Origin of the sequence: Algoriphagus sp. NF (assembly GCF_028823735.1) — a bacterium.
In the GTDB taxonomy this organism is placed as follows: Bacteria; Bacteroidota; Bacteroidia; order Cytophagales; family Cyclobacteriaceae; genus Algoriphagus; species Algoriphagus marincola.
In genome coordinates, this window is the sequence record NZ_JAPEIB010000014.1 from 1 (window position 1) to 18,744 (window position 18,744).

Consider the following 18,744-nt stretch of genomic DNA (forward strand, 5'->3'; position numbering starts at 1 on the left):
GTCACTAGCTGTCTAAGAATATTTGGCTACGTGTAGGATTCCGAAGAGTCATATTTTTCAAAAAAATATCACCCCATGCAAAGACTATTTACGCTAATATTTCTTTTTGTTTGTGCTCAAAGCTTCGGACAATCACCTCAGCAATCCCAACTAGAATCATGGACAGAGGAGTATTGGCAACACGGTTTGAATTTGCTCACTGAAATAGTAAAAATGCCCAATGATGCAGTCTATACGGAGCAAATCGAAACAAATATTCAATGGTGTGAACAGCAATTTGAATCAAGAGATTGGTCCTATGAGCGGCTTTCTACGGGAGGAATCCCAATTCTTTTAGCTCAAAAAATCAATCCCAACGCAAATACTACCATCCTTTTTTATTTTCACATTGATGGACAAGCAGTAGACAGAAGCCAATGGGATCAACCGGATCCTTATATCCCGGTATTAAAGGAAAAAGACGAAAGTGGTTATTGGAAAACGATAGATTTTCAAAGACTGCAATCGGAATACAATCCAGAGTGGAGAGTTTTTGCTCGATCCACCTCAGATGACAAGGGACCATTTGCTATGTTTTTGACAGCATGGGATGTCCTAAGAGAAAAAGAAAGCTTACCCGATTATTCGGTCAAAGTGATTTTGGACTTTGAAGAAGAGCAAGGATCGCCAAATCTTCCGGATGCTGTCGTGAAATACAAAGACAAGCTTGCTGCCGATCTAATGCTAATCATGGATGGTCCTAGACATAGCTCAAATCTTCCCACTTTAACTTTTGGGGCGAGAGGAATAGCCCAGATGACCTTGACAACATTCGGCCCGAAATTACCTCAACATAGCGGTCATTATGGAAACTATGCTCCCAACCCTGCCCTTCTACTTTCTCAATTATTGGCAAGTATGAAGGATGAGGATGGACGGGTCAGTATTCCAGGATATTATGATGGCATTGAACTGAGCGAACAAGAAAAAGTAATCCTTGCGGCAGTTCCTGATAATGATGAAGCGATTCAAAAGCGTCTAGGAATTGGAAGAACTGATCAAGTAGGAAATACTTATCAGGAAAGTATTCAGTATCCATCCCTTAATATTAGAGGGATGCGATCTGCTTGGGTAGGCCCTGAAGCTAGAACTATCGTCCCTGCTACTGCATTAGCTGAGGTTGACATACGCTTAGTTCCAGAGTCAGATCCAGAGCGACTTTTCTCACTGATTCGCAAGCATATCGAAGATCAAGGTTTTCACATTGTAGAATGTGATCCAAGCGATGAAGAAAGACTTCAGTATCCAAAAATTGTGAAGCTTGAAAGTAAGATTTCCTATCAAGCATTTCGAACTCCGCTAGATTCCTATGCCGGCGATTGGCTGCGATCGGCTATGAATAGAGCCTTTGGTCAGGAACCCATTCAGATCCGAATATCGGGAGGAAGTATTCCGATTTCGCCCTTCGTTGATGCCTTGAAGATTCCTGCTGTTACTATTCCCACTGTCAATGCAGACAATAATCAGCACAGCCCCAATGAAAATATCCGGCTTGGAAATTACCGTGAAGGAATTCAGACGATTTTGAGTGTTTTGACTGAGCCCAGCAATAAATAACTACTTGAGAAAGCTATACAAGTATGGAGCTTTATGAGACCCTCCGGAATATAGCTTCTCGTGACGCTCCAGAATCCCTAAACTCAGCATCTTGCGTTGGAAATTAGCTCGATTGAGATTTTCTCCCAGGATAGCTTCATAGACTTGCTGGAGCTCCTTCATAGTGAATCTTTCAGGCAATAGATTGACTGAAAGCAGTTTTTGATCCAAATGTGTGCGGAGGTGCTCCAAAGCTTTCTGGACAATAAAATTATGGTCAAAAAGAAGATCAGGAACTGAATCTACATCATACCAACTGATCGAATCAGAAAGCGCGTCAGGTCTTGGTTCTACTTTCTCGTAGTCAATCAAAGCGTAGTAACCCACCGAAACAAAGCGCTCAAAAAGCCAATGATCTTCCGGCACTACTTTTTCCTGCGACGCCATGATTTTCCGCATGATCTCCGGCTTATTTCGTTCCAGAGATCCAAATGTGTAAAACTGCTCTAGGTAAATATCATGGAGGCTGGTTCTTTCTCTCAAACCACGCTTGACTGCTTCATCTAGTGGTTCATGAATTTTGACAAAGCCTCCCGGTAAGGCCAACCATCCTGTTTTGTGGTATTCAATCAAAAGTATTTTTAGCTTTTCACCTGAAAACCCAAAAATGACAGAATCATATGCTAAATGAGGAATATATTCCTCTCTTTTCAAAGTTGACATTCTTTGCTGAAAATTTATTCAAATAAATAGGATTTCAGTCAATTTCCAATTACTATTGTTTCAATCAGATACATTAAAACCAGAACTAATGAGGAAAGGCTGGATCACTTCACTCATTTTGATTTCATTGATGATTGGGTCAAAACAGATTTTAGCAGAAGATAACTTTTCATTCCCAGTAAGAACTACCATTGCTACTGGAATCATCGAAGGCGAGTACAATACAAAAACCGAAATTGAAAAATATTTAGGGATTCCTTATGGACAGCCTCCTGTGGGCGAACTTCGATGGAAAGCTCCTCTTCCTGCCAAACCTTGGAACGGAGTTAAGGAAACAAAGAAATTTGGTCCTAGAGCAGTCCAAGCTCCTGTTTTTGGAGATATGAACTTCCGCTCGGATGGAATCAGCGAAGATTGCCTGTATCTAAACGTGTGGAGTCCATCTACAGAGACTGAAGAGAATCTTCCCGTATTGGTTTATTTCTACGGAGGAGGATTCGTAGCAGGAGATGGAAGCGAGCCTCGATACGATGGAGAAAGTATGGCACAAAAAGGAATAGTGGTAGTGACAGTAAACTATCGTTTGGAACTTTTTGGTTTTTTTGCCCATCCCGAATTATCAGCGGAAAGTTCTTATAAAGGCTCCGGAAACTACGGGCTGCTAGACCAGAATTTAGCTCTGAAATGGGTAAATGAAAATATTGAAGCTTTTGGTGGTGATCCTTCCCGAGTGACCATAGCTGGCGAATCAGCTGGATCGATCTCCGTAAGTTACCAAATGGCATCTTCCCTATCCAAAGATTTAATTGCTGGAGCTATCGGGGAAAGCGGTGCCGGAATCAAGCCCACACTTCCTCCAGTTTCCTTATCAGAAGCGGAGAAAACCGGGAAAGAGTTTGCTGAAAATGCGGGTGTTTACTCGGTGGCCGAACTCAGAGCAATGTCTACGAAAGAGCTTTACGAAATCTATCAAGAGTCTGAAAGATTTGGGTTTCCGGTTGTCATCGACGGTTACTTTCTACCCAAAACATTACCTGAAATCTTTAAGGCCAAAGAACAAGCACAAGTTCCATTATTGGCTGGGTGGAATTCAGCTGAAATTCCAGGGGCGGCTTTTATGCAAGGAAGGCCTTACACCCAAGAAGCATTCATCGAAAGAGTGAAAGCATCCTTTCCAAATGATTGGGAGGAGGTACTACAATTGTACCCTCATCAAACACCAGAGGAGGTCGAACGCTCAGCTACAGATTTAGCCTCCGATCAATTCATCGCTTATAGTACTTGGAAATGGCTCGATCTCCACGCCAAAAATTCCAACCAAGCGGTCTATCGATACCTTTATAGCAAACTTAGACCCGAACTTAGAAACCCAGACCTAGTACCAGGATTAGCAGGTGGTACCATGGAGCGAGAAGGTCAAGAACCACCCAAGGCAATAGGAGCTCCTCACGCCTGCGAAATAGAATATGCTATGGGCAATCTCCACTTGGTCGAGGACTATGCTTGGGGGGCAGAGGACTATCAGGTTTCAGAACTCTTTCAAAATTACTTTGCAAACTTCATCAAATCCGGAAACCCAAACGGTGATTCATTACCAGAATGGCCAAAAATGACAGCTAATGAGACTGATCCGGCCTTTATAAACATCGACGTACAAACAAAAATGGAGCGCTCTGAGGTCGAAAAAAGGTATCAATTTCATGACCGCTTCTACGGAAATCAGTAGGTCATCAAATATCCTAACTCCTTTTCACTCCCGCTAGCACCATTTTCAAAGTAGCGTAATCATACTTCCCATTAAAGTGCTCACGAAGTTCTTTCATCCCCGAAAACTTATCCAAACTTCCCATCACCTCCAAAATTACCTCAGAGGGCAGGCAATCTTCCAGTTCTATTCTACCAGCTGAGATTCCTTCTGCCAAATGTCCCTTGATAGTAGACTCAGCTAGGCCGCGCTCTAGGACTATTTCTGGAATTTTCCTTCCTGACTCGAACAACTGTAATGTCAATTCTACAGAGTCTCCTTTGTGACGTTTAGGCTTGGCAGAACTGGATTTTCTTCGACCGGTTTTATTCTTGATTTCATGAATTTTTTCGCCAGCAATTACCCGGTTCTTTTGGATAAGTTGCTGCCTAAGTTGGACAAGGTCTTTCTCAAGCGCTGTCATTTTTCCAGAAACTTCACCTGCCAGAATACTAGATGTCAAAGCTCCGACCTTTCTTATTTGAAGCAATTTCCGAAATACTGACTGCTCTATTCCTTCCAGTCCCTCCAGATATTTCTTAGTGCGGGAAAAATTGGATACCATCTGAGCCTGAAGGTGAATTTTCTCCAGAATTTTAATTAAAATCTTTTCGTAATAAGCTGATCCCTTGGCTATTCGCTCATGAAGAAGTTTTTGATCTTGGCTTTGAAGCAGGTACAAGAGCTGTTGACGAAAACGCTCCGAATTACCTAATTCAGAGCGGAATTGTTCCTGCATCTCGGGGATCGCGCTTTGCATGGTTTCATCTTCAAATTCAAAAGAGGACTCCTGATCCTTGGCAAAGTAGACTAGGTCTTTCAGCAGCGGTTCAAAATCAAAGGTTTCTCGGACAAGTTTTTGAATAAAGTGATTTTGATGAAGATGGAGTAATTCGTCTAATCGCTTTTGAGCTTTTGCTGAATGGGAGAAATCCACAACTGATTTATCAGAAAAAACAAGATCAGGTTGGATTCGGCTTCTTAGAATCAATCCATCCAAACTCCTCAAGCGGCTCAGAGCAACATACACCTGTCCCGGGGCAAATGCCCTTCCCACATCGATGATTGCTTTATCAAAAGTTAAGCCTTGGCTTTTGTGCACAGTCACTGCCCAAGCCAATTTGACCGGAAAATGACTGAAGGTTCCAATCACTTCCTCATCCAATTCATTGGTCTGCGAGTTGACGACGTATTTCTTGTTTTCCCAGGTCTCTTTTCGAAGTAAAAAATCAGAACCGTCTCCATCCATTTCCACTCGAATTTCATCTTCTGAGAGCTCCTTCACTGTGGCCAGTTTACCATTGAAATAGAGTGAAAGGCCTGAAGAATCATTTTTAATAAACATGATTCTTGCTCCTTCTCGAAGTTCTAGCTGCGCTGGAAGAGGGAAAAGTGATTCAGGGAAATCTCCCTCTACTTCAGCCTCATAGAAATAAGGCTGGCCAGAAAGATCCTGCAGTTCTCCTTGATTAATTTGTTCCGCTTTGTAATTGTGTGTAGTAATGGTGATACAGTCCTTGATTTCCTTCGTTTCCGCTTCGCTTTTGAAATGTTGATTGAGAATTCGTACATCCTCAGCAGTCATCTGATTATCCCTCAGATGATTTAGTACTTGAATAAATGTTTCGTCTTGCTGTCTGAAGATTTTATCCAGCTCCAAGTAAACCATTCCCGACTGCTGTAAAGCCTTGGCTTCAAAAAAATGCATGGATTTATAAAACCGACTCAAGACCTGCCATTCTTCCTCTCTGACGATAGGCGGCAGCTGATACAAATCACCAATCAACAAGACCTGTACACCTCCAAAAGGCTCCTGAAAATTACCCTTGACACTTTTTAGCCGATAATCGATCGCGTCCAGTATATCTGCCCTCAGCATGGAAACCTCATCGATCACCAGCAAATCTAAGGACCGAAGTACATTCTTTCTCGGCTGATTCAAAGGATGCTTTCTGGCGATAGTATGCTGGGTAAAAAATCCATACTTATCTGTGAAATTCCCCTCTGGTTCCCGAACCGGGAGGAAACTTCCCAATGGAAGCAAAAACTGTGAGTGAATAGTCACTCCTTTCGCATGAAGGGCGGCAATTCCAGTCGGAGCGACCACGATGTAGTTTTTATAAGTTTGATCTGCAAGACTTCGAAGAAAGGTCGTTTTACCAGTACCGGCTTTACCGGTCAAAAAAATAGGCGCCGCTGTGTTATTGACAAATTGGGCGGCCAAGGATAGCTTGTCCGTTAATTCCTCTTTCATTAAACTAATTTATAAATAAAATGTGATTATTTCCTGTACCAATCTCTGTGGGTTTTCTACTCTTAATCCACTCAACCAATTTAACCCAATCTATATTGGTGAACAGAAGTAATTAAAGCAGATTATCCATGAAAGTCATTTTTCTCCTCCTTCATTTTTATTAACTTTAAGTAAATTAAAACTAAATTTTTATTATGACTTTAGATGAAATTAAAGCAAAATTTAAAGAGACCGTCGCTGAAGCGAAGGAAAAACTCGATGAACTAGAAGCCAAAAGAGAATCTCTCTCCGATGACCTGAAGAAGGAATTTGATGAAAAAATGGCCCAGCTTAAAACCAAGAAAGATGAATTGGAAGCCAAGCTGGAAGAAATCGAAGATGATTCGGAGGATAAATGGGATGAGTTTAAAGATAAACTTGGGGACGCATCTCAATCCTTCAAAGAAGGCTTCAAAAAGCTAGGAAGTTTATTTACTTAAATCTCAAGGGGCCTTTTTAGGCCTCTTCTTTTTTGATTGACTGGGAATAAAAATCTTTACGACACCAGCTGGCATAATCTCCATCACACCACCCTTGGTACTCTCCCAAATAAAATTGAAAGGGCCTCTATACATATTTCTCGTTGAGCTGTATGATGCAACCCGATAATTGTTCTTTTCGGGAAGGTTCGTCGATCGCAGAGCCAGATTTCCTGCGAAAGTTTTGAGACCATTATCCCCATCATTTTCACCTTTTGCAGGGACAGCCATGGTGAAATTTTCATAATCGAAAGTCAATTCGTTTTGAGAACCAAATTCATTGGCGTTCATAGCTAGGGCCAAGCGATGCAACTGTCCTGAATTGACTTTAACTCCTGCCAATGGTTCTGTTATTCTATTTAATTTATTCAACTCCATTCCCTCAAGGCTTAACTGCAACTGAAAGGCTTCACTATCATAGGGTACTTGGAAATTTGCATTTAGCTTGGTTTCGCCAAGAAAATCAGCCTGAATCTCCATCGTCATTTTCCGTGATTTTTGAAGAGAATCTACTGTCACAAAACCGAAGATTTGAGCATTCAAATTATGAAAGTCAATCAAGCCAGGATTTGACTCACCTTCGGGTACTTCCAAATATTGGACATGACTATTTTGAATAATCAGTGTATCCATATCCACCGGAAATGGTATGCTTTTTAGAAGTCCCGAAAAGAGCTTTTTCTTCTGTTCAACTGGCCGAGGATTATTTTTATTTCGCAGGTCAACAAAAACCAAGCTATCTAACACCATCTTTTCGGCAAAAGCTGACCACTTCCCATAGAGATCACTGCTCGCATCTATTCCTATAATCTGAAGTTGCTTCAATTCAACTTCAATCAGATCTTGCTGGTATTGCAATGCATTTGAAGATTCCAAAAGCCCTTCATCATACCTGACAGAAATATTCTCTAGCTTCATTTTCTTTCCTAGCAAATCAAAATCTATCGAACCCAATTCAAAGGTTTGCTTTGTAGGAAGTGTCAATTTCAAATTCCTGAAAGAAGTGTTGATTTCATCTAATTCGAAAGGAACAATATGAGTGATAATTCTCCGATCTGTTCTTAAGCCCCGAGCTCTAATATTAAAATCCGTAAATCCACCGATCCGTTCTAATTCTTCTTTTTCCAGAAATACCTCCGCAGTTCCATCCATTAATTGAAAATTGCGGATGGTACCTCTGGTGATAATATCTTCAAAAAAGCTCTGAAAGGCTTTGGTTCCCTCTCGTCCCTGAGTTTCTTGATCGGTTAGAGTCAGACGAAAGGAAGGTCTAAACAGAACCAAATCCCCAATGATAAGCTCTCTCGAAATTAAAAAATCCCAAACCTGAAAACCATTGAGGATTATTTGATTGATTGTTCCTCTGAAAATCACCTGGGTATCAGGTGACACGGGACTTAACTGGATGGTGGACAAGACTACTCGACCACGAATAATACTAACATCCACCTCTTCTAATTTCAAGTCATAGGATCTATCCGGGTTGTTATTGATGTTGGCCTGAAGTCGATTACTGATGATTCTTACCAAAAAGAAGTTTGCGGCAAAAAGGAAGACTGCAAGTGCGAGAATTATCAAGAGTGGTTTTTTCACAGTCAATTATTAATGAGATATTTATATCATCCATTCAATCATGAAAGATGAAAAATTTTCTTCAAGTATTTTCACTAATTACCCTAGTTTCTTTGCTTCTTTTCACCCCTTTTTCCCTTTCGGCCCAAGAAAACATCATGAAAATCCTGTCTTATAATATTTATCATGGTGAAGATCCTCTAAATCCAGGAAACTCTAATTTGGATTCCATAGCGGATTTTATCAATCAGCTCGGACCTGATTTGGTTTTGCTTCAAGAGGTCGACAGCATGACTACTCGCTCTGCTTCAATTTATGGAGTGAAAACAGATTTGTTGGAGCTTTTGGCCTTAAAAACAGGGATGAAAAGTTACTTCGCAAAAGCCATGGATTATGCTGAGGGAGGCTATGGAGAAGGAATCCTTTACAAAAAGGGTATTTCATCGGGGTCCATAAAACTGCCAACCCCGGCTGGAGGAGAGCCTCGATCTATGGCCTGGGTTGAGATTGAAATTGCAGGTAAGCACATTGGTGTAGGAGGTACTCATCTCTGCCATCAATTTGAAGACAACCGGGCCGCTCAAGTAAATGCAATTTTGGAATTTACTTCCAAAAAAGAGATTCCAGTCATTTGGGGAGGGGACCTCAATTTCAAACCAACCGACCCAGAATATTCCAAAATCCCCTCAAAATGGTCTGATGCTGCCCGTATATCAAACAATCACTCCCCGACTTATTCCTCATCAAATGATTCAGGTCGGATAGATTACATCTGGTTCGAATCTGATCAATTCGAGCTAGTGGAATATCAAGTATTCCAAGTAAATTACTCAGACCATTTTCCGGTATTTGCAACTTTCAAAATCAAATAGTCATGACGAATAGGCTTTGGATCCTTGGACTTTTATCTATCATTTTCTCCTGTCAAAAAGCTGAACAGGAAGTTGAAATCAAATGGCAAGAATTATTTAACGGAAAAGATATTCAGGATTGGGAAATCAAGGTTCGTAACCATCCTTTGAATGAGAACTACGCCAATACCTTTCGAGTCGAAGATGGAAATCTGAGTGTGCGCTATGACGGGTATGAAGATTTCGGGAATCAGTACGGCCATATTTTCTACAAGGAGCCATTTTCTTATTACCTCTTACAAGTCGAGTATCGATTTATTGGTGAGCAGGCACCTGGCGGTGAAGGTTGGGCATACAGAAATAGTGGTGCGATGCTTCACTCTCAAGATCCCGAATCCATGCTTCAGGATCAAGACTTCCCTATTTCAATTGAAGGCCAGTTTCTTGGAGGCAATGGGACAGATGAACGAAGTACCTGCAACCTCTGCACACCAGGAACAAATGTGGTCATGGGAGACACCCTATTCACTCCCCACTGTATCAATTCTAATTCAAAGACATTCCACGGAGATCAGTGGGTTCAGGCTAACTTCATAGTATTGGGAGCCGAGGAAGTACAGCATCTGGTAGGAATGGATACAGTCCTAAGCTATTATCAGCTCCAAATCGGTGGTGGAATGGTCAGTCCAGTTGATTCTTTAGTCAAGATTGATGGTAAGCTATTAGAGTCTGGATATATAGCTTTGCAAAGCGAAAGTCATCCTATTGATTTTCGAAGAGTTGCCTTAATTGACTTAAGCACAATAAAAACGGATAGAATCGCCATGACAAAAATAATCAAAGAGGCGCTATCTCTTAGCCAAACTAAAGGCGATTAAACCCGAACATTGGTAGTTCCACCACCAGCCAAGGTAATCGGAACAGGCTGGTTTTCTTTCCAGCTTCCTCCTGTGAAATCAGGAACATCGATGGAATTTGACCGATTGGCTACTGACCACTCACTCAACGGACTGATACAGCTCCAAAGCGCAGCGTCATACACGTCTTGATCAAGAGGAAGGCCATTTCTCAGACAATCTACCAATCTCCAATCCATCATAAAATCCATTCCGCCATGACCTCCGATTTGCTTTGCCAATTCCCCTACTTTTAGTACAATTTCGGGAGTGTACTTTTTTTCCAGCTCTTTCATTTCCTCTTCCTTCATCCAACTGTGACCTTTGGAAACTCTTGGCTGAGGATATTTTTGAGCAAATCCCTCGGTACCACTGACTACATGCAATCGGCTATAGGGTCTAGGGGAAGTCACATCATGCTGAATCATAATGGATTTGCCCAGCTTAGTCTTCACAACCGTAGTATTCATATTCCCTCGGTAAGACTTGGAAGCAAATTCTGTCCAAAAAACATCTTTCTGAGCCAATTCTTGGGCCTTCTTTTTCATTTGGAAATCATTCGAACTCAAAGAAGTCAAATAATCCATCTGATCTCCCCGATTGACATTCAAAATCTGGCAAATGGGACCAAGACCATGAGTCGGATACAAATTTCCATTTCGGTAATTTTCCCTTAATCGCCACATATTTTGATAGCCGGTATCTTTGTCAAAATTCAACCAAAGCAAATCATGAATATAGGCTCCTTCCACGTGCAAAACCTCGCCAAAGAAACCCTCTCGAGCCATTTTCAAGGTCATTAATTCAAAGAAATCATAGCAGCAATTCTCCAGCTGCATACAATGCTTTTTGGTCCTCTCCGATGTCTCCACCAATTGCCAGCATTCATCCAATGTCCGCGCTGCAGGAACCTCTACGGCAGCATGCTTTCCAGCTTCCATGGCATAGACTGCCATAGGAGTATGCCATTCCCATGGAGTGGCGATGTATATCAAATCCAAATCGGGCCGATCGCACATCTTTTTCCAAGAGTAAGCATTACCTGAGTATAATTCTGGCTTATGTCCAGTGCCTTCAAGAGATTTCTTAGCTTTTTCTGCGCGTTCAGGAATCAGGTCACAAAGTGCCTTGATCTCAACTCCCTCGATCTTACTGAGCCGGTCTACGGCACCCGGCCCTCGCATCCCCAATCCTACAATTCCAATTCGTACAGTCTCCAACTTAGGGGCAGCATAGCCACACATATTGAATTGTTGATTTCTACTCGTGCCATATTGGGCCTCTAGTGGCAAAATGGATTTGGCAGATGCATGACCTGCCCCAAAAAGGCCCATCCCTAGCGCTCCAGCAGATTTCAAAAAGTCTCTTCTACGATTGGATTTCATTGCTTTGATCGGTTGATTGATTTGTCTAATTAAGGAAAAATCGATTAAAGTCTAAATTCATGAGATTATAATTTGTTTAAACGGTCTGAACCCCTTCAACACCAAAACTCAGAGAAGCCTATCCTAGAAACAAGTATTCCCCATTTGTCGTTTTCGCCATGGGCTTTTCGTATGCACAATAAAAAAACCGGAAATAAAATATTCCCGGCTTTCCCAAACCTATTACGCATTATCTATAGTCTATGCTTTTGCTCGTGGGCAGGTATTCATTCCTACCAACGTGTATAAAGGGCAAAATCCAACGAGTGTAGTCAAGGTGAATACACCACCGACAACCAAGGCAATCACTCCCAAGGTACCAGTCACAGTACCGGAGAAATATAATCCAATCAAAACTGCGGCAATCACTAGGCGAATCGCTCTATCAGTCACTCCCATATTCTTTTTCATAACTTTTCGGGTTTAGGTCAATTGATTAAAATCATTGTCTAAAAATCCTAAAAGCCCACATCAATTACCATGACAAAAGTCACAGATGAAGCTGAATTCAATCAACTGACGAGAAATGAACTTCTAGGACTTCCTGTGCTTTCAGACCTTGTGGTGAAAAATCCGGGTCACGCCTTTTTCCTTCAGGATACCACTTCCAAAAATACACTCCTGCCAGCCAAGGCTTCTTCCAAGCGGTTTCAAAAAATGCCTGATAACAACGCGCCTGTACTTCTTCGGACAGCGGAGATTCCTTTCTTTCATTGGGCCAAACCCATGGCTCAGCAGCTGCATCGGCAGTATTGCAATAGCCAATTTCAGTAAAAATAACGGGCAACTGATAGTTCCTAACCAACTTTTCAATTGAAGCGAGTGGGTTTTTCCATCCCTTTTTTAATTGGTTCAAATCCGGCTCTTGACCCTCGCTTATTGGAAAATAGGCTTGAATTCCGATGTAGTCCAACTCATCCCAAAAAGTCACGTGCTCAAACTCTGTGAAGTTGGCAGCATAAATCAACTTACCCCCGTAGACTTCTCTAATTGATGAAATTATCTCTAACCATTCCTTCCTTCTGTGAACAGTCTTTTCCAATTCAGTGCCAATACATAGAATGGGAAAATCCAATTCAGCCGCCAATTTTGCATAGTCTACAATGAAATTCTTATAATTTTCAAACCACAAAACCCAATCTTCTTCTGAGTTCATTTCAATCTCTCCAGGCCAACTTCCTCTTGCCCAGAGATGTGGTTTAAGCATATTGGAAATTCCCAAATTGATCGATGAGTCGGCAGTGGCCCGAATTCCACGAGCTGACTCTCCCCACCATTGACGTTCTGCATCCAGAGACCAACGAATCTCGGGTTTGTTTTTATCTGCTTGCCAACCAAATGGTGTCTGAGAAATTGCATTGGCCCCAATATCCCTTAAGGCTGCTAATTCTCCTCCTTGAAGAGGCTGTCTACTCCCAACCCAACAAACTCCTTTTAATTTTTCATTTACGGAAGGCAAGATTGGCTCAGCTTCCAAAACCCAAAAACCCAGTCCCAGCACAAGGACTGTGAAGAAACTGAGATAATATGGTGGTTTGATTTGCCTCACGAAACCAAGAGCGTTTGAATGAGTATTTCTTCTTCCAAGGTACGGTGGACAGGGCAGCGATTGGCGATTTCCAAAAGCCGCTGCCGCTGATCGGAATCAAGATCACCTTCCAACTCGATCTTACGGGTAAATTGACTGACTTTAGAACTCTCCTTTTCAGGTTTCTCAGAATCTTTCCGATGGACTTTTTCATGCTCAAGATATACCCTTACTTCTTCCAATGGCCATTTTTTGCGCTCAGCATACATTCGAAGTGTCATCACCGTACAGCTTCCCAATGAGGCCATTAACAAATCGTAAGGCGTAGGACCCAGATTTTTCCCACCTACTTCTAGGGGCTCATCTGCAGTTAAATGATGAAAAGGAGTTTTGATCTCGGTCGTAAAACCAGCATCCGCACTTAGTCGAACCATCACCGGATGGCCTTTGGTATCATTTTCAATTTTGTCTTGTTGATCTACATAGCGTAAACTCCAAGAAGAAAGGACTTGTCCAATGTATTCTGCATCCGCTTGATTCGATACTAAGTGATTTGCTCCGTCCAGGGAAATAAAACTTTTGGGATGCCAGGCTGATTTATAGATCTTTTCGGCATTTTCAATTCCCACAATTTCGTCTTGAGGAGAATGCAAAATCAGCAATGCCTTTTTCAGATCTTTAAGGAATGATTCAATTGGTTGCTGATCTAAATTGTCCAAGAACTCTTTACTGATCATGAATGGCCTACCTCCAATACTTACTTTGGCCTGTCCATTTTCTAGAATGTCTTCAAGCTTATTTTGAAACAAATGACGCACATGAAGCGGATCAGCGGGTGCACCAATTGTCGCGAGTGCATTCACTGAAGGAAGACTTTGAGCCGCATAAAGTACTGCTGCACCACCTAAAGAGTGGCCTATCAGCATAGCCGGAGCAGCGTAGTTTTTTTCAAGAAAACTCGATGCATCCAAAAGATCTGAAATATTGGAGGAAAAATCACTTTCTGCGAATTCTCCTTCACTCCTACCCAATCCGGTAAAATCAAAACTCAACACAGCAATACCTTCATTGGAAAGCGATTTGCTGATCCGTGTTACTGCTGAAAAATTCTTGGAGCAAGTAAAGCAATGAGCAAAAATGGCGTAAAATTTCGGTTGCCTTTCCAAAGGCAAATAAAGATCCCCAGAAAGCTCTAGTCCTTTTGAATTTTGAAATTTGACGCGCTTGGGGTTCATGTGAATTTAGTTGAGAAATTCTACCTGGATATTCTCCAAGTTAATTTCTGATAATAACTCCAAGTTACCCTTTTCATAGAGTTCTTGCATATTTTCGACCGGAGTATTTTTATCTTCTGGCTTGAAATTCAGGTAGTTTTGAAATCTGATTCCATCCACAGTCACCACAGAGCTCACCTCTCTAAATCGAACTCCACCCCCATCGGTATGATAGCTGTAGGCCATAAAATCCACATAAAAATCTTCCGTTCCAATCCAATATAAAAACTCATCATCAAAGTCTTCTCCACCGCCATCTTGCTGAAAGGTCACTTTTACTAAATGGTAGTTTTCACCATTCAGCGTGGTTTCCCCCAAATAGGATTTAATAGCCGCAGGGTCATTGAGTCCATAAGGTAAAAATGCGAAGTAAGCCACTGAATTGACGGAACGGGAAAAGGCGCCTATGCGCTCTTCACTTAAGGTATCCACCTCCACGCCATCTATCCATCTGGTAAACCCTTCATTATTCAATAAATCCTTGACTTGACCTAAGGAATCGGAAAACTCCCGAGTGTATTCAAAACGATCCGGACTTTTGAGAATCTGATAGTGAATATCCCGAAAATCGAAATCTATTCGAGCTGATTTATAGCTTTCACCCCCATGTGAGGCAATAGACTTATCTACGATTTTTTCAGCTTCTGTTTTCACCTCACAGGCAGCAATCGTCAGAATTAATACCAGCAGTCCTAATAGCCTATGTTTCATTTTTATTTCATTTTTATTTCAAAATTATCATAAAGGTAATCCGCCCTCAAGTAAAGCTTTTTCCCACTTGAATCTACCCGATAGCTTTTTCGAATTTTATAAAACCTGAATGGCCCAACCTCATTGAAGCCGATATTTTCAACAAGACTTCGGTGATCTTTCAGTTGAATTTCGGTTCCTAGGATCAAATTCGTCTCGATATCCAAATAATACCACCAAATATCTCCATCTGGACCATAATTAACTCGAAGAGTTTTGGCCTGACCCAAGGGTGTCTCTCGAATTCCCTCAGAGCTCCATTCAGAACCTTCTTCGTTCATCAGATTCCAAGGCTGGGCAAATGCATAAAAGGCCGCTTCAAAATCACTTCGTTTGCTTTCTAAAAAATCCCTGTTTGAGATCTCATTTCCACCAATCGAATAAGAGATTTGATCATCTTTCATTGATAAAATATGTACTACCGAATCCTGAGTCCATGATATACTTCCAGAAAGGGAAGGATTAAATCGAAAAACAATTTGCTGGTCCGTTTCCTTTTCGACTCCTCCATCTTCGAGGAGCAGCTTGGTCCACTTTCTAAAGGAAACTTGCTCTAAATTATCCCAATTGTCTTGTCCTCCATGCGCTTCGATGCTATCAGAGAGAAATAATTTTGCTTCTCTTTTTTCCTTTGGAGCACAGGAAAATGAAAGTATAATAATAGCCAATACAAGACCGGATGTGACTTTTTTTAGGTACATTTTTTTATTCAATTGATCCCGAAACTTAGGAATAAAATCCCAAGCTAAAGCCACAAGAAGCAGTCCGTACTCTAAAAAGAGCAGACCAAAAGACTCACTGACTGGCTCTTGGCTGTAGGCTGAATAGGAGAAAACCAATGAAAAGCTCCAAACTATCCCAAAAATCCGACCATTGAACAAGGAAAGTCCAAGTAAGGGAATCGTGTACCAAGGATGAACTACAGGCTGCAAAACCAAATAGACTAAGTAAATCAAGCTCCAAAAATCCACAAAGTGTAAAAGTCTTTGGGTTTTGATTCTTGAGCTGAGATAAAAGATAGCACCAATCGTAATGACCGAAAGCAATTTGGTCAGGATCGCAATGGTATTGTATCCCTCTATCCAATACCCCACCTCTCTTGCGAGATAGTAAACCGAGGCATTGAATTCAAATTTCCCTTGATAGAGACTCAATGTATCCAGGAAATTGCCCCAGGCATCTTGCCAAACCAAAGGCAAGAAAGCGATAAATAGACCTAAGAGAGCTCCTATCCAAAAAAAGGCATGAATACGTGTTCTCCTAAAAAAAAGAAGGCTAGGCACTAAAATCAAAGGAACCAATTTGACTCCCACTGCTAAAGACCAAAAGAGACCTGAAATAAATTTTCGATGTCTGACAAGCGCCCAAATACTCGCAAGCAATAAGAAAAGCACAATCCCTTCGAAGTGAAGGTTGACAGTAATTTCCTGAATTATAAAAGGATTCAACCAATAGAAAATAATCCGTCGAAGGGGGACAGAAAAAGCCTTAAAAAGCCTGAGAAAAAGCAAAAGAACTCCGACTTCGAAGACGATCAAAATCAACCGGAGAACCTGAATACCTGTGAATAGATTGTTGTCAGCTATTTTGGCCGAAATACCAAATATCAATTGATTCAAGGGTGGATAAACCGAAAAATAATCGGGTGAATTGAGTAGTGGGTACGCGGTTTGAAAAAACTGATAATCTTTTTCTGCTACTTCTACAGAATCCAACAATTGAGTGGGGGTAAATCGGTAAGGGTTCTCTCCCAAAAGAACTACCTCACCATCCCATAGAAATCGGACATAATCCTCGGACCAGCTAGGTACAGCACCCAACATCCCCAAGCGGAGTACTAGGCCCAGGAAAAATACCCAAATCCAGTTTTTAAGCCGTCTCCATTGCCAAAAAAGACCGAGCATAGCCAAAAAGCTTAATAAAAATGTCAGGAATAAAATCGTGAAACTTTCCCGAGGGATCAGATAACCCATCAGGAGATTACCCAGAACTAGGACAAGCAAAAAGATTGCTGTCAAAAAGTGGTTTCCAGTACCTTTCACAATCCCAATTCTTTTCGAATAGACTCGTGAATCAGACCATTTTTGGTCCAATAGTCAAGCTTTTGATGATTTCTCCGGGTAGCCGTGGTACTCTCAAGCTGCCCATTCTCCTTAACTTGAATTTCTTCCCAACTGACAATTTCGAATGGAAATGACTCTTTGAACTGGACTTTTAAAGTTCTTCCCAATTCGGGGTATTCAACCACAAACTGATTAGTTTGATTTCCGAGTTCCTCCAACTCAATCTTCGCTCTGTAAGCTTTCAATTCGATATGAGAAAATCGCTGATAAGTCAGAGAAGGAATCAGTCTTCGATCACCAGTAATGACTAAATCGGGGTTTAGTCGAATTAAATTAAAAATCTCATCCTCTGTATGAGCATCAATCTTGAGGTTTTGATCGCCCTCAGATTCAAAGTATGAAAAGAGATTTGCATGGTAAGCTGCATTTTTCCTATTCATCTGAATAAATGTCTGTCCACACCATTCTATCATGGTCTGTGTGAGTTTGTAGGCCGGAAGATCCTCATTCACAGGTGTAAAGACGCTTAACATCGTATGATAAGGGTAAACACCCGTGACAAAATCTCGGGTCATATTCAGTTTTAGCACCTTTCGAGCATCAGCTCCAGCATTCTGAGGATCATCGAGTTTGACCTGCTTGGATTTTGAAAAATCCTCAGTTACAAAAATCATCACTGCCTTCCCTTCTCGAGGCTGCCCATATCGATACTGCTTGAGATCAAAAACATTCAATTCTGCTTGACCCTGATACCAATATTTTCCAAAGGCATCCATATCCACATTTTCTCTGGAAGCAGTACCACAGGAAATCAGAAGACAAGAAAAAAACAACAGCGTGTAAAGTCGGGTAAGCATACGTTCTATTTCATTCAGGAGATCTATATTTAAAAATGGTCAAAATTATCTTATATCCCGCACCAATCACACCTTTAACCGTCCCGCTTACTTTAGACTGACCTATTCGTTTTCTGTAGCGAACCGGAATTTCAAGATAGCGTAGGCCTTTTTGATGCGCTTTGATTTGCATCTCGATGGTCCATCCAAAGTTTTCATCCCGCATTCCTATCCTCATCAGCGAATCCCATCGAATTGCCCGAAAAGGTCCCAAATCAGAAAAATAGGCTCCCTGAACAAGCCGCATCAAGCGTGTCGCCAACCAATTTCCAAAAACCTGCGGAAATGTCATTGATCCGGATTCCCGCACTCCATTTGCTCTCGACCCCAAAACAAAATCAGCTTCACCCTTGGCTATGGGTTCTAAGAGTAGGGTCATTTCTTCAGGGTAATCACTGTAATCTCCATCCAGAAATACAACCACATCAGGGGCTTGAGTTTGTTGACTGATCCAATCCATAGCCGTCAAACAAGCTTTTCCATAGCCTTTTTGGGGTTCAAATACGACCACAGCTCCATGACTTTTGGCTACCTCAGCAGTAGAATCTTTTGAATTATTATTGGCCACTACGACATTTCGTACCAGCGAAGGTATTGCCTGAATGACTTTCCCAATAGACTTCTCTTCATTGTAGGCAGGGATGACCACATCCACAATCAAATCCTTCTTCATAAA

General features: G+C 41.5%; 16 protein-coding genes. 5 read left to right on the forward strand and 11 right to left on the reverse strand.

The genetic code is table 11. The features are described from left to right. The first annotated feature begins 75 nt into the window (after nucleotides 1-75). Entirely contained in the window at nucleotides 76-1,596 is a 1,521-nt protein-coding gene (locus tag OU792_RS08450; RefSeq protein WP_274669952.1) for a M20/M25/M40 family metallo-hydrolase, read from the forward strand. Here the strand turns inward: OU792_RS08450 and OU792_RS08455 are convergent, their stop codons facing one another. Next, nucleotides 1,597-2,298, reverse strand: coding sequence for an NUDIX hydrolase (locus tag OU792_RS08455; protein WP_134202000.1), 702 nt, complete (start codon nucleotides 2,296-2,298; stop codon nucleotides 1,597-1,599). It abuts the gene before it with no gap. Between the two features lie 88 nt (nucleotides 2,299-2,386). Between OU792_RS08455 and OU792_RS08460 the strand changes: the two genes are divergently transcribed. Beyond that, the gene (locus OU792_RS08460) at nucleotides 2,387-4,024 is read left to right on the forward strand and encodes a carboxylesterase/lipase family protein (protein WP_134201999.1); all 1,638 of its coding nucleotides are present in this window, start codon (nucleotides 2,387-2,389) and stop codon (nucleotides 4,022-4,024) included. A gap of 13 nt (nucleotides 4,025-4,037) precedes the next feature. Here OU792_RS08460 and OU792_RS08465 read toward each other — a convergent pair whose 3' ends face one another. Further along, nucleotides 4,038-6,296: a helix-turn-helix domain-containing protein gene (locus tag OU792_RS08465; protein ID WP_134201998.1), complete on the reverse strand. Its 2,259-nt coding sequence runs from the start codon at nucleotides 6,294-6,296 to the stop codon at nucleotides 4,038-4,040. A 194-nt stretch (nucleotides 6,297-6,490) separates the two neighbouring features. On the opposite strand from OU792_RS08465, the gene OU792_RS08470 reads away from it, so the two are divergent. Further along, nucleotides 6,491-6,775 (forward strand): hypothetical protein, encoded by a 285-nt coding sequence (locus OU792_RS08470; protein ID WP_134201997.1) that lies wholly within the window; start codon nucleotides 6,491-6,493, stop codon nucleotides 6,773-6,775. Between the two features lie 3 nt (nucleotides 6,776-6,778). On the opposite strand, the gene OU792_RS08475 is transcribed toward OU792_RS08470, so the two are convergent. After that, nucleotides 6,779-8,407: a hypothetical protein gene (locus OU792_RS08475; protein WP_134201996.1), complete on the reverse strand. Its 1,629-nt coding sequence runs from the start codon at nucleotides 8,405-8,407 to the stop codon at nucleotides 6,779-6,781. A gap of 47 nt (nucleotides 8,408-8,454) precedes the next feature. Here OU792_RS08475 and OU792_RS08480 point away from each other — a divergent pair, with 47 nt between their 5' ends. Together OU792_RS08480 and OU792_RS08485 are read left to right on the forward strand one after the other, a co-directional pair. Beyond that, nucleotides 8,455-9,258, forward strand: coding sequence for an endonuclease/exonuclease/phosphatase family protein (locus OU792_RS08480; protein ID WP_134201995.1), 804 nt, complete (start codon nucleotides 8,455-8,457; stop codon nucleotides 9,256-9,258). A 2-nt stretch (nucleotides 9,259-9,260) separates the two neighbouring features. Next, nucleotides 9,261-10,115 (forward strand): 3-keto-disaccharide hydrolase, encoded by an 855-nt coding sequence (locus OU792_RS08485; protein WP_134201994.1) that lies wholly within the window; start codon nucleotides 9,261-9,263, stop codon nucleotides 10,113-10,115. On the opposite strand, the gene OU792_RS08490 is transcribed toward OU792_RS08485, so the two are convergent. The 8 genes from OU792_RS08490 to OU792_RS08525 form a co-directional block, all read right to left on the reverse strand. Beyond that, nucleotides 10,112-11,518: a Gfo/Idh/MocA family protein gene (locus tag OU792_RS08490; protein WP_134201993.1), complete on the reverse strand. Its 1,407-nt coding sequence runs from the start codon at nucleotides 11,516-11,518 to the stop codon at nucleotides 10,112-10,114. The genes OU792_RS08485 and OU792_RS08490 overlap by 4 nt on opposite strands. Nucleotides 11,519-11,758: 240 nt before the next feature. Then, entirely contained in the window at nucleotides 11,759-11,968 is a 210-nt protein-coding gene (locus OU792_RS08495; protein WP_026946028.1) for a YgaP family membrane protein, read from the reverse strand. A 97-nt stretch (nucleotides 11,969-12,065) separates the two neighbouring features. Continuing rightward, nucleotides 12,066-13,106, reverse strand: a complete 1,041-nt coding sequence (locus OU792_RS08500) for a glycoside hydrolase family 113 (RefSeq protein ID WP_274669953.1) — start codon at nucleotides 13,104-13,106, stop codon at nucleotides 12,066-12,068. After that, a complete protein-coding gene (locus OU792_RS08505; protein WP_222582916.1) occupies nucleotides 13,103-14,320 on the reverse strand; it encodes a bifunctional alpha/beta hydrolase/OsmC family protein in 1,218 nt (405 codons plus the stop codon). The genes OU792_RS08500 and OU792_RS08505 overlap by 4 nt, the downstream gene beginning before the upstream one ends. A 6-nt stretch (nucleotides 14,321-14,326) precedes the next feature. After that, the gene (locus tag OU792_RS08510) at nucleotides 14,327-15,070 is read right to left on the reverse strand and encodes a DUF6503 family protein (protein ID WP_274669954.1); all 744 of its coding nucleotides are present in this window, start codon (nucleotides 15,068-15,070) and stop codon (nucleotides 14,327-14,329) included. Between the two features lie 2 nt (nucleotides 15,071-15,072). Next, nucleotides 15,073-17,127, reverse strand: coding sequence for a glycosyltransferase family 87 protein (locus OU792_RS08515; RefSeq protein WP_134201990.1), 2,055 nt, complete (start codon nucleotides 17,125-17,127; stop codon nucleotides 15,073-15,075). A gap of 20 nt (nucleotides 17,128-17,147) precedes the next feature. Beyond that, nucleotides 17,148-18,029 (reverse strand): hypothetical protein, encoded by an 882-nt coding sequence (locus OU792_RS08520; protein WP_274669955.1) that lies wholly within the window; start codon nucleotides 18,027-18,029, stop codon nucleotides 17,148-17,150. Between the two features lie 10 nt (nucleotides 18,030-18,039). Next, complete coding sequence (locus tag OU792_RS08525) at nucleotides 18,040-18,741, reverse strand: glycosyltransferase family 2 protein (protein ID WP_134201988.1); 702 nt, start codon at nucleotides 18,739-18,741, stop codon at nucleotides 18,040-18,042. Between the last annotated feature and the right edge of the window lie 3 nt (nucleotides 18,742-18,744).

Coding starts and splice junctions, on each gene's coding strand:
- OU792_RS08450 (WP_274669952.1), top strand. CDS start 76: ATGCAAAGACTATTTACGCTAATATTTCTTTTTGTTTGTGCTCAAAGC.
- OU792_RS08455 (WP_134202000.1), bottom strand. CDS start 2,298: ATGTCAACTTTGAAAAGAGAGGAATATATTCCTCATTTAGCATATGAT.
- OU792_RS08460 (WP_134201999.1), top strand. CDS start 2,387: ATGAGGAAAGGCTGGATCACTTCACTCATTTTGATTTCATTGATGATT.
- OU792_RS08465 (WP_134201998.1), bottom strand. CDS start 6,296: ATGAAAGAGGAATTAACGGACAAGCTATCCTTGGCCGCCCAATTTGTC.
- OU792_RS08470 (WP_134201997.1), top strand. CDS start 6,491: ATGACTTTAGATGAAATTAAAGCAAAATTTAAAGAGACCGTCGCTGAA.
- OU792_RS08480 (WP_134201995.1), top strand. CDS start 8,455: ATGAAAAATTTTCTTCAAGTATTTTCACTAATTACCCTAGTTTCTTTG.
- OU792_RS08485 (WP_134201994.1), top strand. CDS start 9,261: ATGACGAATAGGCTTTGGATCCTTGGACTTTTATCTATCATTTTCTCC.
- OU792_RS08490 (WP_134201993.1), bottom strand. CDS start 11,518: ATGAAATCCAATCGTAGAAGAGACTTTTTGAAATCTGCTGGAGCGCTA.
- OU792_RS08495 (WP_026946028.1), bottom strand. CDS start 11,968: ATGAAAAAGAATATGGGAGTGACTGATAGAGCGATTCGCCTAGTGATT.
- OU792_RS08505 (WP_222582916.1), bottom strand. CDS start 14,320: ATGAACCCCAAGCGCGTCAAATTTCAAAATTCAAAAGGACTAGAGCTT.
- OU792_RS08510 (WP_274669954.1), bottom strand. CDS start 15,070: ATGAAACATAGGCTATTAGGACTGCTGGTATTAATTCTGACGATTGCT.
- OU792_RS08520 (WP_274669955.1), bottom strand. CDS start 18,029: ATGCTTACCCGACTTTACACGCTGTTGTTTTTTTCTTGTCTTCTGATT.
- OU792_RS08525 (WP_134201988.1), bottom strand. CDS start 18,741: ATGAAGAAGGATTTGATTGTGGATGTGGTCATCCCTGCCTACAATGAA.